This is a genomic window from Nesiotobacter zosterae (assembly GCF_033843645.1).
Lineage (GTDB): Bacteria > Pseudomonadota > Alphaproteobacteria > Rhizobiales > Stappiaceae > Pseudovibrio > Pseudovibrio zosterae.
Genome location: NZ_JAWXVZ010000004.1, coordinates 76,487 through 95,408, shown reverse-complemented (window position 1 = coordinate 95,408; position 18,922 = coordinate 76,487). Strand labels below are relative to the sequence as shown.

Here is an 18,922-nt window from a genome sequence, read left to right as displayed (position 1 = left end):
CCATGAAGATTTCCACCTTGCTGCAAAGGTTTACCTCGCTCTTTGCCCTGCGCCTGTTTGGGGCGGTGCTCATGTTTGGCGCGAACCTTTTGATTGCCCGGATGTGGTCTGGCGAGGTGTTGGGGCTGTTTTCCTTGCTGCTTGCGGCAAACGCGGTGATGGCGCAGCTGATCGGGCTTGGCTTTTCTTCCATCGCCACGGTGCTTGCCTCTCGTTTCAAGGCAACGGATCAACTGGCAAAACTGCGCGGCCTGTGCCGGGATACGGGCCAGCTTCGGGCGCTGGTAACTGTGCTCGTGCTGCCCCTCGGCGCGGCCTATCTGACGTGGGCAACGCCCCTGTCCGGCATGGGTTTGTGGGCAACAGCCGCCGTGTTGGCGCTGTCTGCCTACGCCATCGCCTCTCTGTCGTTTTTCGGCGCGGTATTGGTGGCGTTTGACCAGCAGGTCCGCGCGGCCTTGCCGGAAGTTGCCTTTCGGCCCCTGTTGTTTGCGGGCGCGCTCCTTGGAGCCAGTGCCCTTTCCTGGCCGCAAAACGCTGCGGGCCTGTTTCTCCTGTTTGCTGTTGCCAATGTGGCTGCGCTGTTGCTGAGCCAGACTTTCGTGCGCCGCTTTGTGCCCCTTGGAAGCGGCCCGCCAGACACCACCGAGCGGCCAGAATGGCGCCGATCCGCCCCTCCATGGGTGGTGACCACGCTGGTCTGGGACTTTTTCATTGAGGTGCAAATCCTGTTGGCTGGGCTGTTGCTCTTGCCCGCAAAACAGGTGGCCATGCTGCATGTCTGTTTTCGCTTGCGTTCTCTGGCGGGCTTTGGAATGCGTGCGCTTTACATGCTTTTGCTGCCGCGGGTTTATGAACAGCACGCCAAGGGGATGAGCACAACCAAAGGCATCTTGCAGCTGCAGGGCCTTGGCGCGCTTTACGGATTGGCCGTCCTTGCGGGGTGCATGCTGTTGGGCGAGTGGGTGCTCGGGCTGTTCGGTCCCGCGTTTGAAGAGGCTCTGCCGGTGCTTCTTGTGGTATGCGCTGTCATCTTCTTCCGTGGGGTGTTCGGTCCGGCCTCAGCGCTTCTGGCCATGCACGGACAACATCGGCTTCCATCGGTGGTCATGGTGATGTGCCTTGTGGGGTCAGCGGCCTCCGCGCCGTTTGCCGTGAACCACTTGGGCATGATGGGCATTGCCCTCGGCTACACCTTCTGGAGTGCGCTTGGCACCGCCGTGCTTTATGGTTTGCTTTTGATGCAGCCAAAGACAGAAACCGCCAAGGCCTCGTGAGCAGTGAACTTGCGCGGCGCGTTGGATGCAGGCTGCAAAACCCTTGTCCGTGCTGTTTGCGTGCCCGAGCAGAATCGATTCTACTTGACCGAATCGTCAACTCGGATGCTTAGATGACCATCTGGTCATAAATGACGAGTTACCCGCCGCCCGAGACGTCGGTCTAACAGATCCGGAACCATCGCAATGCCGCAGAACGCCGTTCCTCTTGCCTTCCGAACCACGGGGCTTACCAAGGTTTATGGGGAGGGCGAGGCCGCCGTACACGCGCTGCGCGGGGTGGATCTGGAGATCCCCAGCGGCGAGATCGTTGTTCTGCTTGGGGCCTCTGGCAGCGGAAAATCGACCCTTCTCAACATCATCGGCGGGCTGGACCGCGCCAGCGATGGCACAGCCTATTTCGAAAACGATGAGCTAACGGCCATGAGCGATGCGGAACTGACCGCCTATCGCCGCGAGCACGTGGGCTTTGTGTTTCAGTTCTACAACCTCATGCCCAGCCTGACCGCCTATGAGAATGTGGAGCTGGTTACCGAGATTGCCGATGATCCCATGGCGCCAGAGGACGCGTTGGCACTGGTGGGCCTCAAGGAACGGGTCGACCACTTCCCGGCCCAACTTTCCGGCGGCGAGCAGCAGCGTGTCGCCATTGCGCGGGCGATTGCCAAAAACCCACGCGTGTTGTTTTGCGATGAACCGACCGGTGCGCTGGACAGCACCACAGGGCGCACGGTGCTGGAGGTGCTCAAGGAGGTCAACGAGAAGCTGGGGGCCACGGTGCTGATTGTAACCCACGCGGCCAACACTGCCGCCATGGCGGACCGGGTGATCCACTTTGCTGATGGGGCCATTCGTGAAGTGACCAAGAACACCCACAAACTGACACCCGACCAGATTGAGTGGTGATGCCATGAGCCCGCTCAACAAGAAACTGGGACGCGACCTGTGGCGCATGAAGGGACAGGCCCTTGCCATCAGCGCCGTGATAGCCACGGGTGTATTGCTGCTGGTGATGATGTCCGGCATCGTGACTTCGCTGGACCAGACGCGCCTTGCCTACTATGAGCGCAACCGGCTTGCCAACGTGTTTGCGCCGGTGGTGCGTGCCCCGCTGCACATGCTGCGCAACCTCGCAGAAGTGCCTGGCGTTTCTGCGGTGGAAGGCCGGGTCAACGGGTCGGCTCTGGTAGACATCAAGGGGCTGGACTTGCCCATCCGGGCTCAGGCGCTGTCCGTGCCAGACGCGGGGCCGCCTCGGCTGAACCTGCCGGACCTGACCGCCGGGCGCTGGCTGGCCCGCAACCGGGCCGACGAGATCCTGCTGTTGAACAGCTTTGCAAGAGCCCACGGGCTTGAACCCGGGGACACTTTGTCTGCCACCATGAACGGCGCGCGGCGCACCTTTCACATTGTTGGTCTGGTGCACTCGCCCGAGTTTCTCTACACCGTTGCGCCCGGTGAGCTGGTGTCCGATGATAGCCGGTTTGGGGCGCTGTGGATGAACGAAACCGCCCTCGCAGCCGCCTATGACATGAAAGGCGCCTTTAACGAAGCCCTGCTGACCCTGTCGCGCTCCGCCAATGAAACGGCGGTACTCAACGCAGTCGACCGTATTCTGGAGCCCTATGGCAGCCGGGGCGCGTATCTGGTCAAGGACCACACCTCCAACCGCTTCGTGATGGAGGAGATCTACAGCATGCGCTCCACCAGCCAGACAGTGCCGCCGCTGTTCATGGCCGTGGCGGCGTTTCTGCTTTACATCGTCATCTCGCGCATGGTGCAGGCCGAACGGGAGCAGATTGGCCTGCTCAAGGCCTTTGGCTACACCAGCTTTGAGGTGGCACTGCATTACTTCAAGCTGATCCTGATCATTTCGGCAGGTGGGGCGGCGATGGGCTGCGTGCTCGGCACAATGGCCGGGCGCGGCATGGTGGACATCTACCTTGAGTACTACAAGTTTCCCCTGCTGGTGTTTCGGGTGGAACCTGCCTCGTTCCTGATTGGTGTGCTCTCCAGCGTCCTGGCCGCCTCGGCGGGCGGTTTCATTGTGCTGCGGGGTGTCTTTACGCTGACCCCAGCGGTGGCCATGCGCCCCCCTGCCCCGGCAGACTACAGCCGTTCTGGCCGGATTGGCGCTTCCCTTAGCCGCCTGTTGGACCAGCCAAGCCGAATGGTGCTGCGCCGACTGACACGGCAGCCGGGCCGCATGCTGGGCTCCACGCTCGGCATTGCTGCGGGCATGGCGCTGGCTGTTGCCATGATCTCGCTGTTCTCAAGCTTTGAAAAGACGTTGGATCTGACCTTCAACGTTCTGGACCGCAGCGATGTGACCGTCACCTTCACCGATCCCCTGTCGGATACGGTGATTTACGAGCTGCAGCGCATGCCCCACGTGATTGAGGTGGAACCAACCCGAAGTGTCTCGGCAACCCTTCGCAACGGTGTGGAGAGCTATCGCGGCGGCGTCAACGGGCTGGTCACACAGCCGCGTCTGAACCGCGCCGTTGACAAGAACGAAGGCGCGCTGACCATGCCGAGCGACGGCATTGTGCTTTCCAAGTCTTTGGCCGGGGAAATTCGGGCCGCCGTTGGCGACACCATTCAGGTGGATGTGCATGAGGGCCGCAGGCCAATCCTGTCCGTGCCGGTGGTTGGCATCACCGAAAGCTTGCTTGGCGCGCCTGCCTATATGGAGCTCTCTGCCCTGAACGAGGCCATGCGCGAGCCGGGCCGCGTGTCCGGTGCCTACCTGCGTATTGATGCAGCTGAAGCCGGGTTTGTCTATCGGGCTTTGAAAGACATGCCCTCCGTGGCCGGTGTAAGCCTGAAGGAAGATGCCCGGCAGGCCTTCATTCGTGTGATGAACACCGGCGCAGGCTCCATGCGGTTCATCATGGCGGCCATTGCCGGGGTGATCACCTTTGGCATTGTTTACAACGCTGCGCGCATTGCGCAGGCTGAACGGGGGCGCGACCTTGCCAGCTTGCGGGTCATTGGCTTTACCAAGGGCGAAGCCAGCTTTGTGCTTTTGGGCGAGCTGGCGGTTGTCACCTTGATGGCTCTGCCCCTTGGCGCGGTGTTGGGCTATTTTCTGACATACGGTGTTGCGGCGGGTTTCAGCACCGATATCTATCAAATACCTGTCGTTTTTGCGCCAAATAGCTATGGCGGTGCAGCGTTGGCCGTGCTGGTTGCTGCGGCCTTTTCTGGCTGGCTGGTGAAACGCGACGTGGACCGGGCAGACATCATAACTGCTTTGAAGACAAGGGAGTAGCAGCGTGGCGAAGAAGAAACGTTCACGGCTCATTCTGACCACTGGGGCTCTGGTTTTGCTGGGCGCCGCGCTGACCTATTCGTTCTGGCCGCAGCCGACACCGGTGGACATGGGCGTGGCCGAACGCGGCCCCATGGTGGTGACCATTACCGAAGAGGGCCGAACCCGTGTGCATGATGCGTATGTAGTGTCGACGCCGGTCACGGGGCGTCTGCTGCGTGTCGGGGTGTTGCCGGGAGACCCGGTGGTGCGCGGCGAAACGGTGGTGGCGCAAATGCTGCCCACCAACCCTTCTGCCCTGGATGTGCGCACCCGTGAGCAGGCCCGCGCGGCTGTAACGGCGGCTGAGGCGGCGCTGCGCGTGGCCCGTGCGGACCTGAACAAAGCCATTGCCGACATGGAGCTGCGCGAAAGCGACCTGAACCGGGTAAAGAAACTCATCGACTCGGGCACTGTCAGTCAGGTGGTCTATGAGCGCGCCCTGCGGGAAGCGCGGCTTGCTCAGGCCACAATGGATACGGCGGAGGCGGCCATTTCCATGCGCGAGGCGGAGCTGGCCAACACCCGTGCCCGGCTCATCAGCTTCAACGATCCGGCTCATGCCGCGCAGGTTGATGCCATGGAAGGCATACCGCTGTTCGCCCCGACAACCGGGCGCATTCTGCAAGTGATGCAAAAGAGCGAAACCACCCTGCCTGTTGGCACACCCATCATGGAAATTGGGGATGTGACCAGTGATTTGGAAATTGTGGTGGAGCTATTGTCAACGGACGCGGTTCAGGTCTCCGCAGGGGACCGGGTCATCATTGATGCCTGGGGCGGGGATGAACCGCTGAACGGCGTAGTGGACCGGGTTGACCCATGGGGCTTTACCAAGTTTTCCGCTCTTGGGGTGGAGGAGCAGCGGGTCAACGCGGTGGTCCACTTTACCGACCCGGCCGAGACGCGGCAGAGCCTTGGCCACGGCTACCGCATCGAGGCGCAAATCGTGGTGTGGGAGAACGATAACGCCTTGAAGATCCCGTCCAACGCCCTGTTTCGTGATGGCACCAACTGGGCGGTGTTCGCCGTGGAAGACGGCATCGCCCGGCTGAAGACCGTGGAAGTGGGCCAGAACAACGGCATCCATGCTCAAATCCTCAGCGGCCTTGAAGAGGGCAATACGCTGATCCAATATCCCGCCTCCGGCATTGAAGATGGCCTCAAGGTCAGCCCCCGGCATATGGGAGAGTGAAGCGCTAGTCGGCCTCCACCTCCAGCTCGGCTTCTCGTGAGGCAGAAGGGGCAAGCAAGGCGGGGCTGGAAAGTCCATTGAGATGAACCTTGATGCGCCAGAGGTGATAGCTGACGCGGTGGAGCCAGCGCAGTCCGTCAAGGTGGCGCGCTGCATCTTCGTCACTGATTTCGCCGCTGACGGCCCGTGCGATGATGTTGTCTCGCTGTGTTTTTCGCTGGTGCCTCAAAAGGCTTCTCAAGTGGTTCAGTTCATCGGCACCGCGGCGATCTTCGTCCGGCGCCGCCAACAAGCTGGCGCCCTTGGCCACAAGCCCTTTCAACCGGTGAAGCCGTGGATCTTCATCAAGAGCCTTGATGCGCTCTCGTTGGTCACAGCGGTATAACAGCCGCGCCAGATGATCGAGGGCATGAAACTGGGTGTTGGTTTGGCCAGCCAGAACCGGATCTTGCGGGGGCACGTTGATCCGGTCCAGATACCCGCGTATTTCATCGAGCGCGCTCAGCAAACTCTCGCGGCTATAGGTCGGGCCGGTCCGCTCTTCCTCAAGGGCCGCGGCAAGATGGTCCGCCACCGCTTGCGTAAGCTGGGTCAGCGCAGCGCCCGCCTGATCCGCCGCCGTCTTGGGCTCTCGCAGCAAGAGCGGGTCCAGCGCTTTTGTCAGGCTCTCGCCCTTTTCGGGCACCAGCCACTCCACCAGCCGGGCGAACGGTTTTGCGAACGGCAGAATGAGCACGACGCCGAGAACATTGAAGATGCTGTGAAAGGCAACAAGGGCGATCTGCCCGTTGCCATCTGCCACGATCTGCTCAACTCCTTTGGCGTATGGCACCAGCAGGAAGAACGCCATGACACCGGTGAGCACGTTGTAAATGACATGGGCAAAGCCGGTGCGGCGCGCCATGGTGCCGCCCCCCAAGGTGGCAAGGGCGGCGGTAAACGTGGTGCCCACATCCATGCCAATGACCAAGGCCGCCGCTTGCGGGAAGTTGATCGCTCCTGCCCCCAGCGCCGCCAAGGCGGTCGCGACCCCAGCGCTTGAAGACTGGGTAACGAGTGTTATGACAATGCCGATGATGATCAGTTGAAGGCGGCCGAACAGCGTATCCTGCGGAAAATCCGTTGGCGTCACGATGCCCTGAAAAGCATCAAGGCCATCCTTCATGCTGTCGATGCCGATAAACAGCAGGCTGAAACCGGCCAGTGCCTTGCCAAAGCTCGCAAGCCGGCCCTTGCCCATCAGCATCATCAGGGCACCGACGAAGACAAGCGGCAGCACCACCTCGCCAAGGTCCAGTTTGAAGCCAAGAACGGCGACAATCCAGCCAGTGAACGTGGTACCGATGTTGGCCCCGAAGATGATGCCAAGCGCTTGAGGAAAGGTGAGCAGCCCTGAAGCGACAAACCCGACCGCAGCCACCGTTGTGGCGCTGGAAGACTGGATGGTGGCGGTCGTTACAGCGCCGGTGACCGCGCCAGAAAGCGGGGTTGAGGTGAACCGGGCAAGCGCGGACCGAATGCTGGTGCCTGCCAATAAACGGGTGCCACTGGTGAGCAGGTGCATGCCCACCAGAAACAAGCCGATACCCCCGAGAGCCGACAGAAAACTGAGCACCATGACTGATCACCGCCTTGGTTTCGGCGTTGCCACGGAAGGCTGGCATGGTCAGGGGCAGCAAGCCGCCGCGGCGTAACGATCCATCAAGGGCCTTCGCCGGAAGGCCCAAACACGGCTCTCAGTCTATGCCCATTCCCTTTCCAGAATATTGCCCAATGGTATTAGCAGGCTAATAAAACCTGGCGCCCCAGATCTCGTCTGTGGCGCTCGCCTCAGGCTCTAGTCCAGAGGGCTGACGCGGATCATGTGACCGTCCGGATCGCGCACCATGAATGTGCGGCCAAAAACCTCCGTGACTGGTTCAAGAACAACGTCCAGATCAAGGCGCTCCTGCCACTCGGCATAAAGCCGGTCCACGTCATCTCCCGTTGGCATCATGATGCCGATCTCGCCATGAGCGGGTGCGCCGGGCTGCGGTGCTTCTGCGCCTGACCAGAGCGCAAACAGCGCCTTGCCTTCCACGCCAAAGGCCACGTAACGGGGCACTTCCATGACCGGCTCGTCGTTCAGCAGGGCCTTGTAAAATGCTGTCGAGCGTTCAATGTCAGACACATAGATCAATTGAAGGTTCGCTTTGACCGTTGTTGCCATTTCAGGCCTCCAAGTCTTTGTTTTACATGAATAAAAGAAGTTCAATTAAAGGTAGGAGGCAGGTGCTGTAGGCGCTCTTGCCCTCGGTTTCAAACCTACCAGAAGCCACGGATTGTGAAAGCGGCTGGCTGTATTAAACTGTGAACAAATAGAGAACATATTGATATCTGCGGGCTTAGGGCTGGTGGGCGAAATGACAGGACATCAAGGCGCAAAATGGGGCTCAGGGCCGATGCTCTTCGAGCGCTCGCCGGATGCGGCGCAGCAACACGCGCCGCGCTTTGTCGTCTGGCGCATTGCGCAGTTCATCCTGCATGTCCAGCAGCAGCTCTTGAAAATCGTTGTTCCAATCCCCGTGTCCAAGATGCATTGGGGCAAGGCGTGGTGGCGGCAGTTCATTCAGCTTCAGTTCTGGTCCCTCTGGCGTCAAATCGTAGGCCACATCAAGGGTTGGCACGATCACCCGCCCCTCCGGCAGGAACCGGCCGACCCGTTGGTGCAGGGCTTTGATTGCCTGATCCTCCCCATGAACCAGAAACAGGCCACTTCGGATCGGCAACCGTGCCTTGATCCACGCCTCCAGTTCGGGCGCATCAGCGTGGCCGGAGTAAAGGTCCAGCTTTTTGATATGAGCGCGCACGGCCAGCTCCTGGCCCTGAATGCGCACGGTGCTTGCCCCGTCTTCCAACACGCGGCCCAAGGTGCCTGCCGCCTGATAGCCCACCAGCAAGATGGTGCCCTCTTCCCGCCACAGCCAGTTTTTCAAGCGATGACGAATGCGCCCGGCCTCGCACATGCCGCTGGCGGAGATCACGATGTGGAACCCGTGCATGTGATCAAGGGCTTTGGATTGCTCCACCGTTTCGGTAAAGCGAACGTGGTGTGCTGTCATGGCTCGGTGGATCACATCGCCGTGCTCAAGTTCGTTGGAGTGGTCGTGGAAGATGGCAGAGGCCCGGGTCGCCAGCGGCGAGTCGATGATGATGGGGGCTTGCGGAACCTTGCCGTTGTCCATCAACCAGACCAGATCGGCCAGAAGTTCCTGCGTGCGTTCCACGGCGAACGACGGGATGATCAGCGCGCCATCTGGCTTGTAAGCTTCCTTGACGATGGCGCGCAACATGCCGCGGCGCTGGCTCTCAGAGATTCCCAGCCGATCTTCATCGCCATAGGTGCTCTCGCAAATCACGTAGTCCCAACCGGATGGGGCTTCCGGATCATACTGCAGCAGCTTGTGGCCGGGGCCAATGTCCCCAGAAAACAGCAGGCGCACCCGTCGCTCGCTTTCTACCAGCTCCATTTCAATGGAGGCGGAGCCCAGCAGGTGGCCCGCGTTCCAAAACCGTATGCGGATGCCGTGGGCCACCGGTACCCATGTTTCATAGGGCTGGGAGACGAACTGGTGCAGCGTCCGCATGGCATCGGCAGCGGTGTAGATCGGCTCGACACGGCGGCGCCCGCGCCAACTGTTGCGCTTGTTAAGGTGCTGAACTTCCATTTCCTGAATGTGGCCGGAGTCCGGCAGCATGACAGAACACAGGTCTCGCGTCGCCTCCGTGGCGTGGATCGGTCCGCCAAAGCCCGCCTTCACCAGCTTTGGCAGCAGGCCGGAATGGTCGATATGGGCATGGGTCAGAATGACGGCATCCACGGCACCGGGGTCGAATGGGAAGGCGCGGTAGTTCAGTTCCCGCTCCGTCTTCGAGCCTTGAAACATGCCGCAATCCACCAGCACTTTCGCCCGTTCCGTCACCACCAGAATGCACGATCCGGTGACGGTTTGAGCCGCGCCATAAAAGTAAAGGCTGACGGGACCGGAGGGCTGGGTCGTTTGGGGGTGTGCCATTGTCAGGTGCCTCCACTTGCCGCCGCGCACTGCGTTGCCTTAAGGTCAGGAAGACTACAGCCCGCGAAGGAACGTGGGTGGAGACTACCACCTCCCCGCCGCCTTCCACCACTTGGCCAAGCGGCTAACGCCCATTCAAGGAGACTGCCATGAAAGCAATGGTGTTTCACCGCAAGGGAGAGCCCCTTACCTTGGAGAGCTGGCCAGACCCTGTCCCGGGCCCCGGCGAAATCCGGATCAAGGTGGAAGCCTGCGCTGTGTGTCGGACCGACCTGCATGTGGTGGATGGTGATCTGGACCACCCGAAGCTGCCGCTGATACCGGGGCATGAGATTGTGGGCCGGGTCGACCTGCTTGGTGACGGGGTGCGCGATCTGGCACTGGGGACGCGGGTCGGCATTCCGTGGCTCGGGCATACCTGCGGGTGCTGTTCCTATTGCGCGCGGCATCAGGAGAATCTCTGTGATGCCCCCTTGTTTACCGGCTACACCCGGGACGGTGGCTTTGCCACCCACACCATTGCCGATCGCGCCTATGCGTTCCCGTTGGACGAGGAGGCAAATGCCGTTGATCTGGCACCGCTTTTGTGCGCGGGCCTTATTGGATGGCGGAGCTTGAAGAAGGCGGGAGAAGCCAAGCGGGTCGGGATTTATGGGTTTGGTGCCGCAGCCCACATCGTCACACAGGTTTGCCTGTGGCAAGGCCGGGAAGTTTACGCATTCACCCGTGAGGGGGATGATCAAGCGCAGGCATTTGCCCGCTCCTTGGGGGCCACGTGGGCCGGCTCCTCAACGGCGCTGCCGCCAGTGGGGCTTGATGCGGCCTTGATTTTCGCCCCGGTTGGCGATCTCGTTCCGTTGGCCCTCAAAGCCGTACGCAAAGGCGGCCGCGTGGTGTGTGGCGGCATTCACATGAGCGACATTCCAGCCATGCCCTACGCGTTGCTCTGGGAGGAGCGGGAGCTGCTGTCCGTTGCCAATCTTACCCGTGAAGATGGGGAGGAGTTCTTTCCCATTGCGAGGAAAGCAGGCGTTAAAACTCATTGGGTCACCTATCCGCTCCAAGCCGCCAATCAAGCGCTTGATGATTTAAGGCAGGGCCGCATATCCGGTGCAGCGGTTCTTGTTCCCCCAATGGGTTCTTAGTTCGGCGATGAACTCTCGCGGCAACCCGACTGCACTTGAAGCGCCGATTCCTCACATTGCTTGCAAGTTACTGTCAGTTACAGCTTGAGATTGCCGACAAAAATGATGTAGAGCGCATATTTTCCGGCGGTTTAAGCCAATATTGAAAATGGACTCAAACACATGAAAAAGACATTGACCGTAGCGTTTGTGGGCGCTGCCATGATTTCAAGCGCAGCATCTGCACAAAGCGCATTTCTTGCGGACGCCAACGAGCTGTGCCTCAGCATCATTGAAGGCGCCTCCATCGAAGAAATGGGCTTCACCCCCTCGGCTGAAGCAACTGAAGTGCCGTTTATGACTGCGGCTTATGAAGGCAAATTGACCGGGGTTGATGTGCGCATTGACCTTGGCGAACGTTTTGGTGCGCCCATGTGCGACATCAACGCGCCGGAGGCAAGCGTTCAGGACTATGAAGCCATTCATGCTGATCTGGTCGACAATTTCGGCGTGCGCGGTGTGAACTATGACAACCCGTCCAGCTCTACCGGCTACCGTGGGGAGATCTGGGCTGACAAGGAAGCCATGTCTGGTCCAATCGAAGACATGCAAATTAACGGCACAGAGTTGACTTCGGTGTTCGTTCAATACGCAAAGTCCGGCTTCATGCAAACCGGGGGGCGCGCTGGCGTCATTGTTTCCTATCAAGCCCGTTAAGGTGCCTTGGCCGGCTGGTACATTCGAACCAGCCGGTTGCCCTTTTCGTGGAACCGGCACCTGACACGCGCATAAATGTTCAGCGGCCCTCGCGCACGTACATATAGGCCGCACAGGCGGCAATGATCATGGCACCCAAAATGGTCAGGTGGTCAGGATATTCCCCGAAGATCAATAGACCCGCCAGAGTGGCCCACAACAGACCGGTATAGTTGAAGGGCATGATCAGGGCGGCGGGCCCGGCTGCAAAGGCTTTCACCGAGCAGTATTGGGCCAGGCTCGAGACCAGCCCGATGGCAAAAATCATCACCCAGCCATTCAGATCGGGAGTGACCCAGACAAACGGCAGCACCGCGCAGGACAGCACGCCGCACAACAGCGCGGTATGGAACAACACGGTCATGGGCGTGTCATGGCGGTTGGCGATGCGGGTGAAGATGGCACCAAGGGCGAACGTCCCCACAGAGCCAAGGGCAAACAAGGTGCCCAGGCCCAATGTGGACAGGCCCGGTTTGACCACAAGCGCAGCGCCTATGCACGCCACCGCGATGCAGCCCCACGCGGTCCGGCCAACCCGTTCTCCCAGCATGGGGGCGCAAAGGGCGGTCACGACCATGGGGGAGATCAGGCTGATTGCGTGAAAGTCTGCCACGGGCATCAGCTGAAATGCGGCGACCGCCAGCGCGGTGGTGATGAACACCAGCAACGCGCGGGCATAGATGACAGTGGGGTTCTTTGGCCGGACGATGGCAGGCATGCGCGGCAAGATAAAGACGAGCATCAACGCCAAATGTACGAAGAACCGAGCCCAGACCACCATCAAGACGGGGTAGTCCTGTGTCAGGTATCTGGCCATGGTGTCGACGCTGACGAACAACAGCATGCTGAGCGTCATGAGCGCCATGCCCTGAGCCGCGGACGCATCCGCGCGCACAGTGGTGTGCAAAGTGGTCATCACTTAATTTCCTGCGCCTATGCGCGGCCCACATGAACCTGCGTCTCCGCTACGGCACCTGAGCTGTTAGATTATTGAGTTGCAGCAATGGCGGCGATTAAACCTAGAGAATTACGCCCAAGGTCCGCGCCGGGCGGCACCTTTACGTGAAAACATGATGATTTAAACTACGTATCAACACTCATCCCGCGAATGGGTTAATGGTTGCCTGATATCCAAAAAATGGGGCGGATGATTCCAACAATTACGAAAACGGAAGCACATGATTCCACAGAAAGTGAATCACTCTCCATGGAGGCGCTCACAGACAGGTTGCTCGTGTGAATTGCGGAATAAGGCTTAAATATCAGAGATTTGCCCGAAATACTGCGGTTTTTCAGGTGAAATTCTTTCCATTGAGGAAAAACTTCTTCAAAATCCCCCAAATTCTCGCAGTATCACGGAAGAATCGCAGATTTCAGCCGATTTATCTAAGAGTCCGTCTAGTTGCTAACAGTTCGCAGCTAGGCATGATCACGTAGCCTCCCCGGTTTCCCTTGACTAAAATATATTTGATGACAAAATCCAAAACGTGAAGAAAATTCATAGTTATATCGCAGGTTGACATATGCGCTGGCACCAGCAGTATTGCACCCAAATAAAGAGTTCTAAACTCCTCTGGCACATCGATGATGTGACCGTTGCCTACGACTTTCCTGCTCGGTAACCACCGTGCCTGGGAATAGGCGGGGCGCGCCTGTTCCTCTGGACGTGAGGTTGCTGCTTCTGCGCTGCCAAGAAGAATTGACGGGATCAAGTCTTCCAAGGCCAAGCCAGAAAACTTCCTCCAAACAAAATGGGTCTCAACATTCCCGGCGTCGCAGTTTTGGTTCAAAGTTGCTGTTCTGGGTTTCTTGAGTAGATGGAAATACTTGATCCTCTCTGAAGTAAACAGTTGAGGATGCGGGTAAGTCTTGTCTGGCAGTCAGTCGCCGTCCGTTTTGTGTCCTGCATGGCACCGTCCAACAAATCGATAATCAAGTGAACGCGTAATAAAATGTAGGCGATGCCTATATCTATACTTACGTGAATGGGGCTATGCGCCTGTATATATGTGAAAATAGACAAACTATATTTTCCACAGCGAAGAATAAACGAGGTGAAATAAGCATTAGATCTTACTTGAGAAACTCTGAAACTTCTGTTCAGTATAGCTCATGTAATTCACATGCAACACAAAGCCGAAGCTAAAGATGTCGCATCTGCATTACATGAACAAATGGGAGTTTGTTCATGCAATGATTCCAGAATTACTTAAAAACTATCAGGCAATCCATCATTCTTAAGCAGATGGGCCTGCTTAAGATCAAACTTGTACGAAAAGGAAGATGCAATGAAAAAGTTCATGCCGGAGCCGTTCAAGATCAAATCCGTAGAGCCAATGTACTTCATTGACCCGGAACGTCGTGAAAAGGCTATCCAGGACGCTGGCTTCAACACCTTCTTGATCAAGTCCAAAGACTGCTACATTGACTTGCTGACTGACTCCGGTACTTCCGCGATGTCCGACAAGCAGTGGGCCGGTCTGATGATTGGTGACGAAGCTTACGCTGGTTCCGAAAACTTCTACCACCTTGAAGAAGTTGTTCGTGAATACTTCGGCTTCAAGCACCTGGTTCCAACCCACCAGGGTCGTGGCGCTGAAAACATCCTGTCTTCTCTGACAATTAAGCCAGGCGACTACGTACCAGGCAACATGTACTTCACCACCACTCGTTTCCACCAGGAGCGTAACGGTGCGAAGTTCGTAGACGTAATCTGCGACGAAGCTCACAACCCAGACATGGACGGCGTTCCATTCAAGGGTAACGTTTCTCTCGAAAAGCTGCAGAAGCTGATCGACGAAGTTGGCGCAGACAAGATCCCTTACATCTGTCTTGCTGTAACCGTGAACCTGGCTGGTGGTCAGCCTGTTTCCATGGCAAACATCAAGGCTGTTAGCGAACTTTGTAAGAAGCACGGCATCAAGGTGATGTACGACGCAACCCGTTGCGTAGAAAACGCGTACTTCATCAAGGAGCGTGAAGCAGGCTTCGAAGACAAGTCCATCAAGGAAATCCTCTTCGAAATGTTCTCTTACGGCGATGGTTGTACCATGTCCGGTAAGAAGGACTGTCTGACCAACAACGGTGGCTTCCTCTGCCTGAACGACGACGATCTGTTCCTCGAAGCTAAGGCAATGGTTGTACAGTTCGAAGGTATGCCTTCTTACGGTGGTCTTGCTGGCCGTGACATGGAAGCCATGGCGATCGGCATCAAGGAATCCGTTGAGTACGACTACATCGCACACCGCGTAAACCAGATCCGTTACCTGGGTGAGCGTCTCGATGCAGCTGGCGTACCAATGGTTAAGCCATACGGTGGTCACGCGATCTTCCTCGACGCACGTGCATTCCTGCCTCACCTTGAGCAGGACCAGTTCCCAGCACAGGCTCTGGCAGCTGCGATCTACCGCACTTCCGGCGTTCGTACCATGGAACGCGGTATCGTTTCCGCTGGCCGTAACATCGAAACTGGCGACCATCACCGTCCAAAGCTCGAAACCGTTCGTCTGACGATCCCACGCCGCGTATACACCTACGCTCACATGGACTACGTCGCAGACGCATGTATCGAGCTCTACAAGAACCGCGATAGCATCCGTGGCCTGAAGTTCGAATACGAACCAAAGGTACTGCGCTTCTTCACCGGTCGCTTTAGCGAAATCTAAGGTCCTTACGTTAAACTGCTGAATACCAGCGACCTATAAGGCCTTATGTGACAGAGGGGGGCCACAGGCTCCCCTCAAGTCATTTGTACCGGGAAGACTAAGCTGACTAACCATCAGCTCTTGGGCCAGGAATTATGGGAACCCCAACTCAGCAGCTTTTGACGAAGCAACTATTTGAACCTTCACGTCAGATCTCGAATTTTTCGGAGTTGGGAGGCTCTTAATGACTGATGTAACTGCAAAATCTCAAACCAAAGAAAAGGCCTCGCCGCAAGGCACTGTTCTGGGCGCTGCTGTTATTGCAGCGGGCACAGGTGTGGGTGCAGGCATTTTCTCTCTACCCGTGGCAAACAGTGGTGTGTGGTTCACCATCGCCTTGGTGGTCATGGCAGCCGTTGCGTACATCATGCATAGCGCGTCTATGTATATCATGGAAGCAACACTGCACTTCCCTAAGGACTCGAACTACGACAGTATCGCAAAAGGCACGCTCGGCAATTTCGGTCGCTTGATCAATGGCTTGTCCGTTGCTTTCTTGTGCTACGTTCTCACTTATGCCTACATTTCCGGCGGTAGCTCGGTAATCACATATTCCCTGTCGTTGCTTGGCGATGGCTTTGCCCTGTCCTCCGGCATGGCCAGCTTCATCTTCGCGGCGGTGCTCATCTCCATCGTGATGTTGGGTGCGACTGCAGTGGACCGTGTGAACACCGTTCTTATCGGTGGTATGGTCATTACGTTCGTCATGAGCCTTGGTGGACTGATTTCCAACTCTTCAACGGAAATCCTGTTCCCTCAGGTCAATCTTGGCGATCAACTACCTTACGTCTTCTATACAATTAGCTTCATGGTAGCCAGCTTCGGCTTCCAGATCACGGTGCCTACCATTACCAACTATCTCGGTCTCGACCCTAAGCGGACGAGTCGTGCACTGATCTATGCGATGATGATCGCAGGTGGTTTCTACTTCTGCTGGATGCTGGCAGTATTTGGAAACGTTCCACGCGAGCAGTTCCCACAGATTATTGCAGATGGTGGTAACATTGGTAACATCCTTGCTGCACTGGCTGAAACAGGTGTAAGCGCGAACATTTCTACTGCTCTGCAGGTGTTCGGCAACATGGCAGTTGCGACCTCCTTCCTGGGTGTGTCTCTCTCCCTGTTCGACTACATTTGTGACCTGTGCAACTTCGATAAGCACACTTGGGACGGCAAGCTGAAGGCAAGTGCAATTGCATTCCTTCCTACTGTGGTTCTGGCTATCTTGTATCCAGACGGATTCATCACCGCGATTGGCTACGCAGGCGTTGTACTGGTCATCTTCAGCCTTCTCTCCCCAATCGTCATGGTGATGATTTGCCGCAAGCGTAACCCGAACGTGTATCAGGTTGCAGGTGGCATGCCGCGCATGGCTCTGGTGTTCGGCTTTGGCATACTGATCTTCATCGTTGCCTTCCTGGAAATCGCAGGTCTCCTGCCGATCTTCGGAGCCTAAGTTGCACCATAGGTTCTCACAGGGATAGCCCCCCGCTATCCCTGAAAAGGGCCCGCAACTTCGTAGTGACAAAAGAAGTCCTCGCCGCGATTTGGTCGATCACGGCGGGGATTTTTTTATGATTCAGGCGAGGTGCCACAGCGGCGTCCCGGCCTGTGGTCCTTAGGGTTGGTGCCCGGTAGAGACAAGGGCCGGTGCGACCCCGGCGTGCGCGCCTTCAAAGGCAATGCCCACCTCATCGCCTTGTATCCAGCGGATGATCCCTTCAAACCGCGTGCCTTTGGACACAACGTTGATCACCACATGGGACCCGATTGTCAGATCTCTGGGATTGACCGATATCCGGCATCCGCCCTCGCCGATGTCTTCCACCACGCACGCGCGGTTAAAAGGCTCCACCAACAAAACGGCGCGCCAGCGGCAGGCCCGACGTGGATGCGCCCTGTTTTCCATCTCGATCAGCTTGGGCTTTGGAAGCATGTTTTACTCGTAAGAAAAGCCGGAAATAATTGATTTGAATGCTCAAATGAAAATGCTCCTTTGTAGTAGCAGGGCATTTCTTGAGGGAGTTTTAACGGCTAATAACCTCTTCGGACTCCATGGCTTTTTTCCGGTCCGCTACACGTGCTCTACGCGCCTCAGGAAAAATCCGGTGCTTTCGATTCTGAAAAACGCTGCCTATACTCGGCGCAAAACAGATGAGCACCACAGGAGGAAACCACATGATCGCCGCTGAACAGAACGCGGAACGGACCGCCAAAGCAGAAGCAATGTGCCGTGAATATGCCCGGCGTCTGGAAGGTAATGATCTGAACTACCTGCTGGAGCTGTTTACCAGTGATGCCCGTGTGCGCTCACCCATCTTCGAAGAGCAGCGGGCAAAGGAATTCTATACCTTCATCCTGACCGAGATCTCCAATCGATCCATTCGGGTGCAATCGGTAATGGTGAGTCCGGAAAACCCAACCCGCGCTGCCTTGCATGCGCGCTACAACCGTCAGGTGACCGGCGCGCTGCCGCGCACCATCGATGTGGTTGACCTGTTCTGCTTTACGCCGGAGCTGGACAAGATCACGGACGTCACCATCATCTATGACAGCGTCAAGGTGCGTGAAGACTTCAACTTCCCTGCTTTTCCGTCCAGTTGATCGGATTGACTGCTCTCGCGGCCTGCCATCAGCGCACTTGGCAGGCCGTCTTGCGTTTCCAAAATGAAGGCCCTGACGCGGGACGTTATGTGCCGTGTCAGTGTCTGGCACGCAGAATTGTAGCTGTGATCGTCTTCGACAAACAGAAATGAGATCGAGGGGCTGAACCGGTATTTGGTTGCTACCTCCTCGCCGCCATAGGCATCGCTTCGGCCCTGAATGATCAAGGTCGGCACCTTCAGCTTGCGCAGGTGATGAACCCGTGACAGGGCGGGGCCTTCCTCCGGGTTCTGGAAGGGGTAACCGAACGCGATATGGCCTGAAACCCGAGCATGGCGGTCCAGATAGGTGCCAACCCGTGCGCCCATGGAATGTCCAAGCAGTAAAAACCGAGCAGAAACTGGGAATTGGTCGAGCATGGAGCGGACCTCATCCCTGCGATCGGCGGCCTGCGCAAAGCTGGGGGAAAAATAGTCCGTCCAACCCGGATAGCCGCCAAAAACTTTGGGCAGGGCGCTGCTCATGGCGCGTGTCATCGCCCTCAATCCGCCCCTGCGAGATTTCGCGGCAGAGCTGTGAGCCGGTTCAGTGGCGTTCTGCGTGGGCGGTGTCGGTCGTGGCTCCAGACGCCAAATCGCAAGGCCCCAATCCCGCAGCTGCGCGTTCAGCCGGTCGATTTGAATGGACCGAAAAGATCGATTGCTGCGGCCCAACACCAAAACAGGCCGGGAGGCATCCTCCTTGCCGGCAATCAACCGGATTTGGCATTCGCCGCCCCGCGAGACAACCAATCTCTCCATGGATATGCCCGACCGTTAGATCTTCATCTCGAAGTTTTGAGAACAAAGCGCCGCTCACCGAGTGGCCTGGTAAACCCTTCCTCATGACACTACG

15 protein-coding genes are annotated in these 18,922 nt (G+C 57.7%); 9 read left to right on the top strand and 6 right to left on the bottom strand.

Annotated features, from left to right (window positions below):
* Positions 1-2: 2 nt before the first annotated feature.
* The 4 genes from Q3Y58_RS06965 to Q3Y58_RS06950 all read left to right on the top strand — a co-directional run bounded on the left by Q3Y58_RS06965 (position 3) and on the right by Q3Y58_RS06950 (position 5,785).
* Entirely contained in the window at positions 3-1,277 is a 1,275-nt protein-coding gene (locus Q3Y58_RS06965; protein WP_319621660.1) for a lipopolysaccharide biosynthesis protein, read from the top strand.
* 186 nt (positions 1,278-1,463) lie between these two features.
* Positions 1,464-2,183 (top strand): ABC transporter ATP-binding protein, encoded by a 720-nt coding sequence (locus tag Q3Y58_RS06960; protein WP_274219139.1) that lies wholly within the window; start codon positions 1,464-1,466, stop codon positions 2,181-2,183.
* A 4-nt stretch (positions 2,184-2,187) separates the two neighbouring features.
* Positions 2,188-4,551: an ABC transporter permease gene (locus Q3Y58_RS06955; RefSeq protein ID WP_319621657.1), complete on the top strand. Its 2,364-nt coding sequence runs from the start codon at positions 2,188-2,190 to the stop codon at positions 4,549-4,551.
* A gap of 4 nt (positions 4,552-4,555) precedes the next feature.
* The gene (locus tag Q3Y58_RS06950; protein ID WP_319621656.1) at positions 4,556-5,785 is read left to right on the top strand and encodes an efflux RND transporter periplasmic adaptor subunit; all 1,230 of its coding nucleotides are present in this window, start codon (positions 4,556-4,558) and stop codon (positions 5,783-5,785) included.
* Between the two features lie 4 nt (positions 5,786-5,789).
* Here the strand turns inward: Q3Y58_RS06950 and Q3Y58_RS06945 are convergent, their stop codons facing one another.
* The 3 genes from Q3Y58_RS06945 to Q3Y58_RS06935 all read right to left on the bottom strand — a co-directional run bounded on the left by Q3Y58_RS06945 (position 5,790) and on the right by Q3Y58_RS06935 (position 9,840).
* The gene (locus Q3Y58_RS06945) at positions 5,790-7,403 is read right to left on the bottom strand and encodes a Na/Pi cotransporter family protein (RefSeq protein WP_319621655.1); all 1,614 of its coding nucleotides are present in this window, start codon (positions 7,401-7,403) and stop codon (positions 5,790-5,792) included.
* 219 nt (positions 7,404-7,622) lie between these two features.
* Entirely contained in the window at positions 7,623-7,994 is a 372-nt protein-coding gene (locus tag Q3Y58_RS06940) for a VOC family protein (RefSeq protein ID WP_274219143.1), read from the bottom strand.
* A gap of 223 nt (positions 7,995-8,217) precedes the next feature.
* On the bottom strand, positions 8,218-9,840 hold the full coding sequence (locus tag Q3Y58_RS06935) for an MBL fold metallo-hydrolase (RefSeq protein ID WP_319621654.1): 1,623 nt from the start codon (positions 9,838-9,840) through the stop codon (positions 8,218-8,220).
* Positions 9,841-9,989: 149 nt separating this feature from the next.
* Between Q3Y58_RS06935 and Q3Y58_RS06930 the strand changes: the two genes are divergently transcribed.
* Together Q3Y58_RS06930 and Q3Y58_RS06925 are read left to right on the top strand one after the other, a co-directional pair.
* Positions 9,990-10,985 carry a zinc-dependent alcohol dehydrogenase family protein gene (locus Q3Y58_RS06930; RefSeq protein ID WP_319621653.1) on the top strand — a complete coding sequence of 332 codons (996 nt, stop codon included), beginning with the start codon at positions 9,990-9,992 and terminating at the stop codon, positions 10,983-10,985.
* A gap of 162 nt (positions 10,986-11,147) precedes the next feature.
* Positions 11,148-11,681, top strand: a complete 534-nt coding sequence (locus Q3Y58_RS06925) for a hypothetical protein (RefSeq protein WP_319621651.1) — start codon at positions 11,148-11,150, stop codon at positions 11,679-11,681.
* A gap of 79 nt (positions 11,682-11,760) precedes the next feature.
* On the opposite strand, the gene Q3Y58_RS06920 is transcribed toward Q3Y58_RS06925, so the two are convergent.
* Entirely contained in the window at positions 11,761-12,636 is an 876-nt protein-coding gene (locus Q3Y58_RS06920) for a DMT family transporter (protein ID WP_319621649.1), read from the bottom strand.
* 1,372 nt (positions 12,637-14,008) lie between these two features.
* Here Q3Y58_RS06920 and Q3Y58_RS06915 point away from each other — a divergent pair.
* Positions 14,009-15,385 carry a tyrosine phenol-lyase gene (locus tag Q3Y58_RS06915; RefSeq protein WP_274219148.1) on the top strand — a complete coding sequence of 459 codons (1,377 nt, stop codon included), beginning with the start codon at positions 14,009-14,011 and terminating at the stop codon, positions 15,383-15,385.
* 223 nt (positions 15,386-15,608) lie between these two features.
* Entirely contained in the window at positions 15,609-16,880 is a 1,272-nt protein-coding gene (locus Q3Y58_RS06910) for an amino acid permease (RefSeq protein WP_319621647.1), read from the top strand.
* Positions 16,881-17,042: 162 nt separating this feature from the next.
* On the opposite strand, the gene Q3Y58_RS06905 is transcribed toward Q3Y58_RS06910, so the two are convergent.
* Positions 17,043-17,360, bottom strand: a complete 318-nt coding sequence (locus Q3Y58_RS06905) for a PilZ domain-containing protein (RefSeq protein ID WP_274219150.1) — start codon at positions 17,358-17,360, stop codon at positions 17,043-17,045.
* Positions 17,361-17,602: 242 nt separating this feature from the next.
* Here Q3Y58_RS06905 and Q3Y58_RS06900 point away from each other — a divergent pair, with 242 nt between their 5' ends.
* Positions 17,603-18,028 (top strand): hypothetical protein, encoded by a 426-nt coding sequence (locus Q3Y58_RS06900; RefSeq protein ID WP_274219151.1) that lies wholly within the window; start codon positions 17,603-17,605, stop codon positions 18,026-18,028.
* Here the strand turns inward: Q3Y58_RS06900 and Q3Y58_RS06895 are convergent.
* Positions 17,971-18,828: an alpha/beta family hydrolase gene (locus tag Q3Y58_RS06895; protein WP_319621646.1), complete on the bottom strand. Its 858-nt coding sequence runs from the start codon at positions 18,826-18,828 to the stop codon at positions 17,971-17,973. The genes Q3Y58_RS06900 and Q3Y58_RS06895 overlap by 58 nt on opposite strands.
* Positions 18,829-18,922 lie beyond the last annotated feature (94 nt).

Coding starts and splice junctions, on each gene's coding strand:
- Q3Y58_RS06965 (WP_319621660.1), top strand. CDS start 3: ATGAAGATTTCCACCTTGCTGCAAAGGTTTACCTCGCTCTTTGCCCTG.
- Q3Y58_RS06960 (WP_274219139.1), top strand. CDS start 1,464: ATGCCGCAGAACGCCGTTCCTCTTGCCTTCCGAACCACGGGGCTTACC.
- Q3Y58_RS06955 (WP_319621657.1), top strand. CDS start 2,188: ATGAGCCCGCTCAACAAGAAACTGGGACGCGACCTGTGGCGCATGAAG.
- Q3Y58_RS06945 (WP_319621655.1), bottom strand. CDS start 7,403: ATGGTGCTCAGTTTTCTGTCGGCTCTCGGGGGTATCGGCTTGTTTCTG.
- Q3Y58_RS06940 (WP_274219143.1), bottom strand. CDS start 7,994: ATGGCAACAACGGTCAAAGCGAACCTTCAATTGATCTATGTGTCTGAC.
- Q3Y58_RS06935 (WP_319621654.1), bottom strand. CDS start 9,840: ATGGCACACCCCCAAACGACCCAGCCCTCCGGTCCCGTCAGCCTTTAC.
- Q3Y58_RS06930 (WP_319621653.1), top strand. CDS start 9,990: ATGAAAGCAATGGTGTTTCACCGCAAGGGAGAGCCCCTTACCTTGGAG.
- Q3Y58_RS06925 (WP_319621651.1), top strand. CDS start 11,148: ATGAAAAAGACATTGACCGTAGCGTTTGTGGGCGCTGCCATGATTTCA.
- Q3Y58_RS06920 (WP_319621649.1), bottom strand. CDS start 12,636: ATGACCACTTTGCACACCACTGTGCGCGCGGATGCGTCCGCGGCTCAG.
- Q3Y58_RS06915 (WP_274219148.1), top strand. CDS start 14,009: ATGAAAAAGTTCATGCCGGAGCCGTTCAAGATCAAATCCGTAGAGCCA.
- Q3Y58_RS06910 (WP_319621647.1), top strand. CDS start 15,609: ATGACTGATGTAACTGCAAAATCTCAAACCAAAGAAAAGGCCTCGCCG.
- Q3Y58_RS06905 (WP_274219150.1), bottom strand. CDS start 17,360: ATGCTTCCAAAGCCCAAGCTGATCGAGATGGAAAACAGGGCGCATCCA.
- Q3Y58_RS06900 (WP_274219151.1), top strand. CDS start 17,603: ATGATCGCCGCTGAACAGAACGCGGAACGGACCGCCAAAGCAGAAGCA.
- Q3Y58_RS06895 (WP_319621646.1), bottom strand. CDS start 18,828: ATGGAGAGATTGGTTGTCTCGCGGGGCGGCGAATGCCAAATCCGGTTG.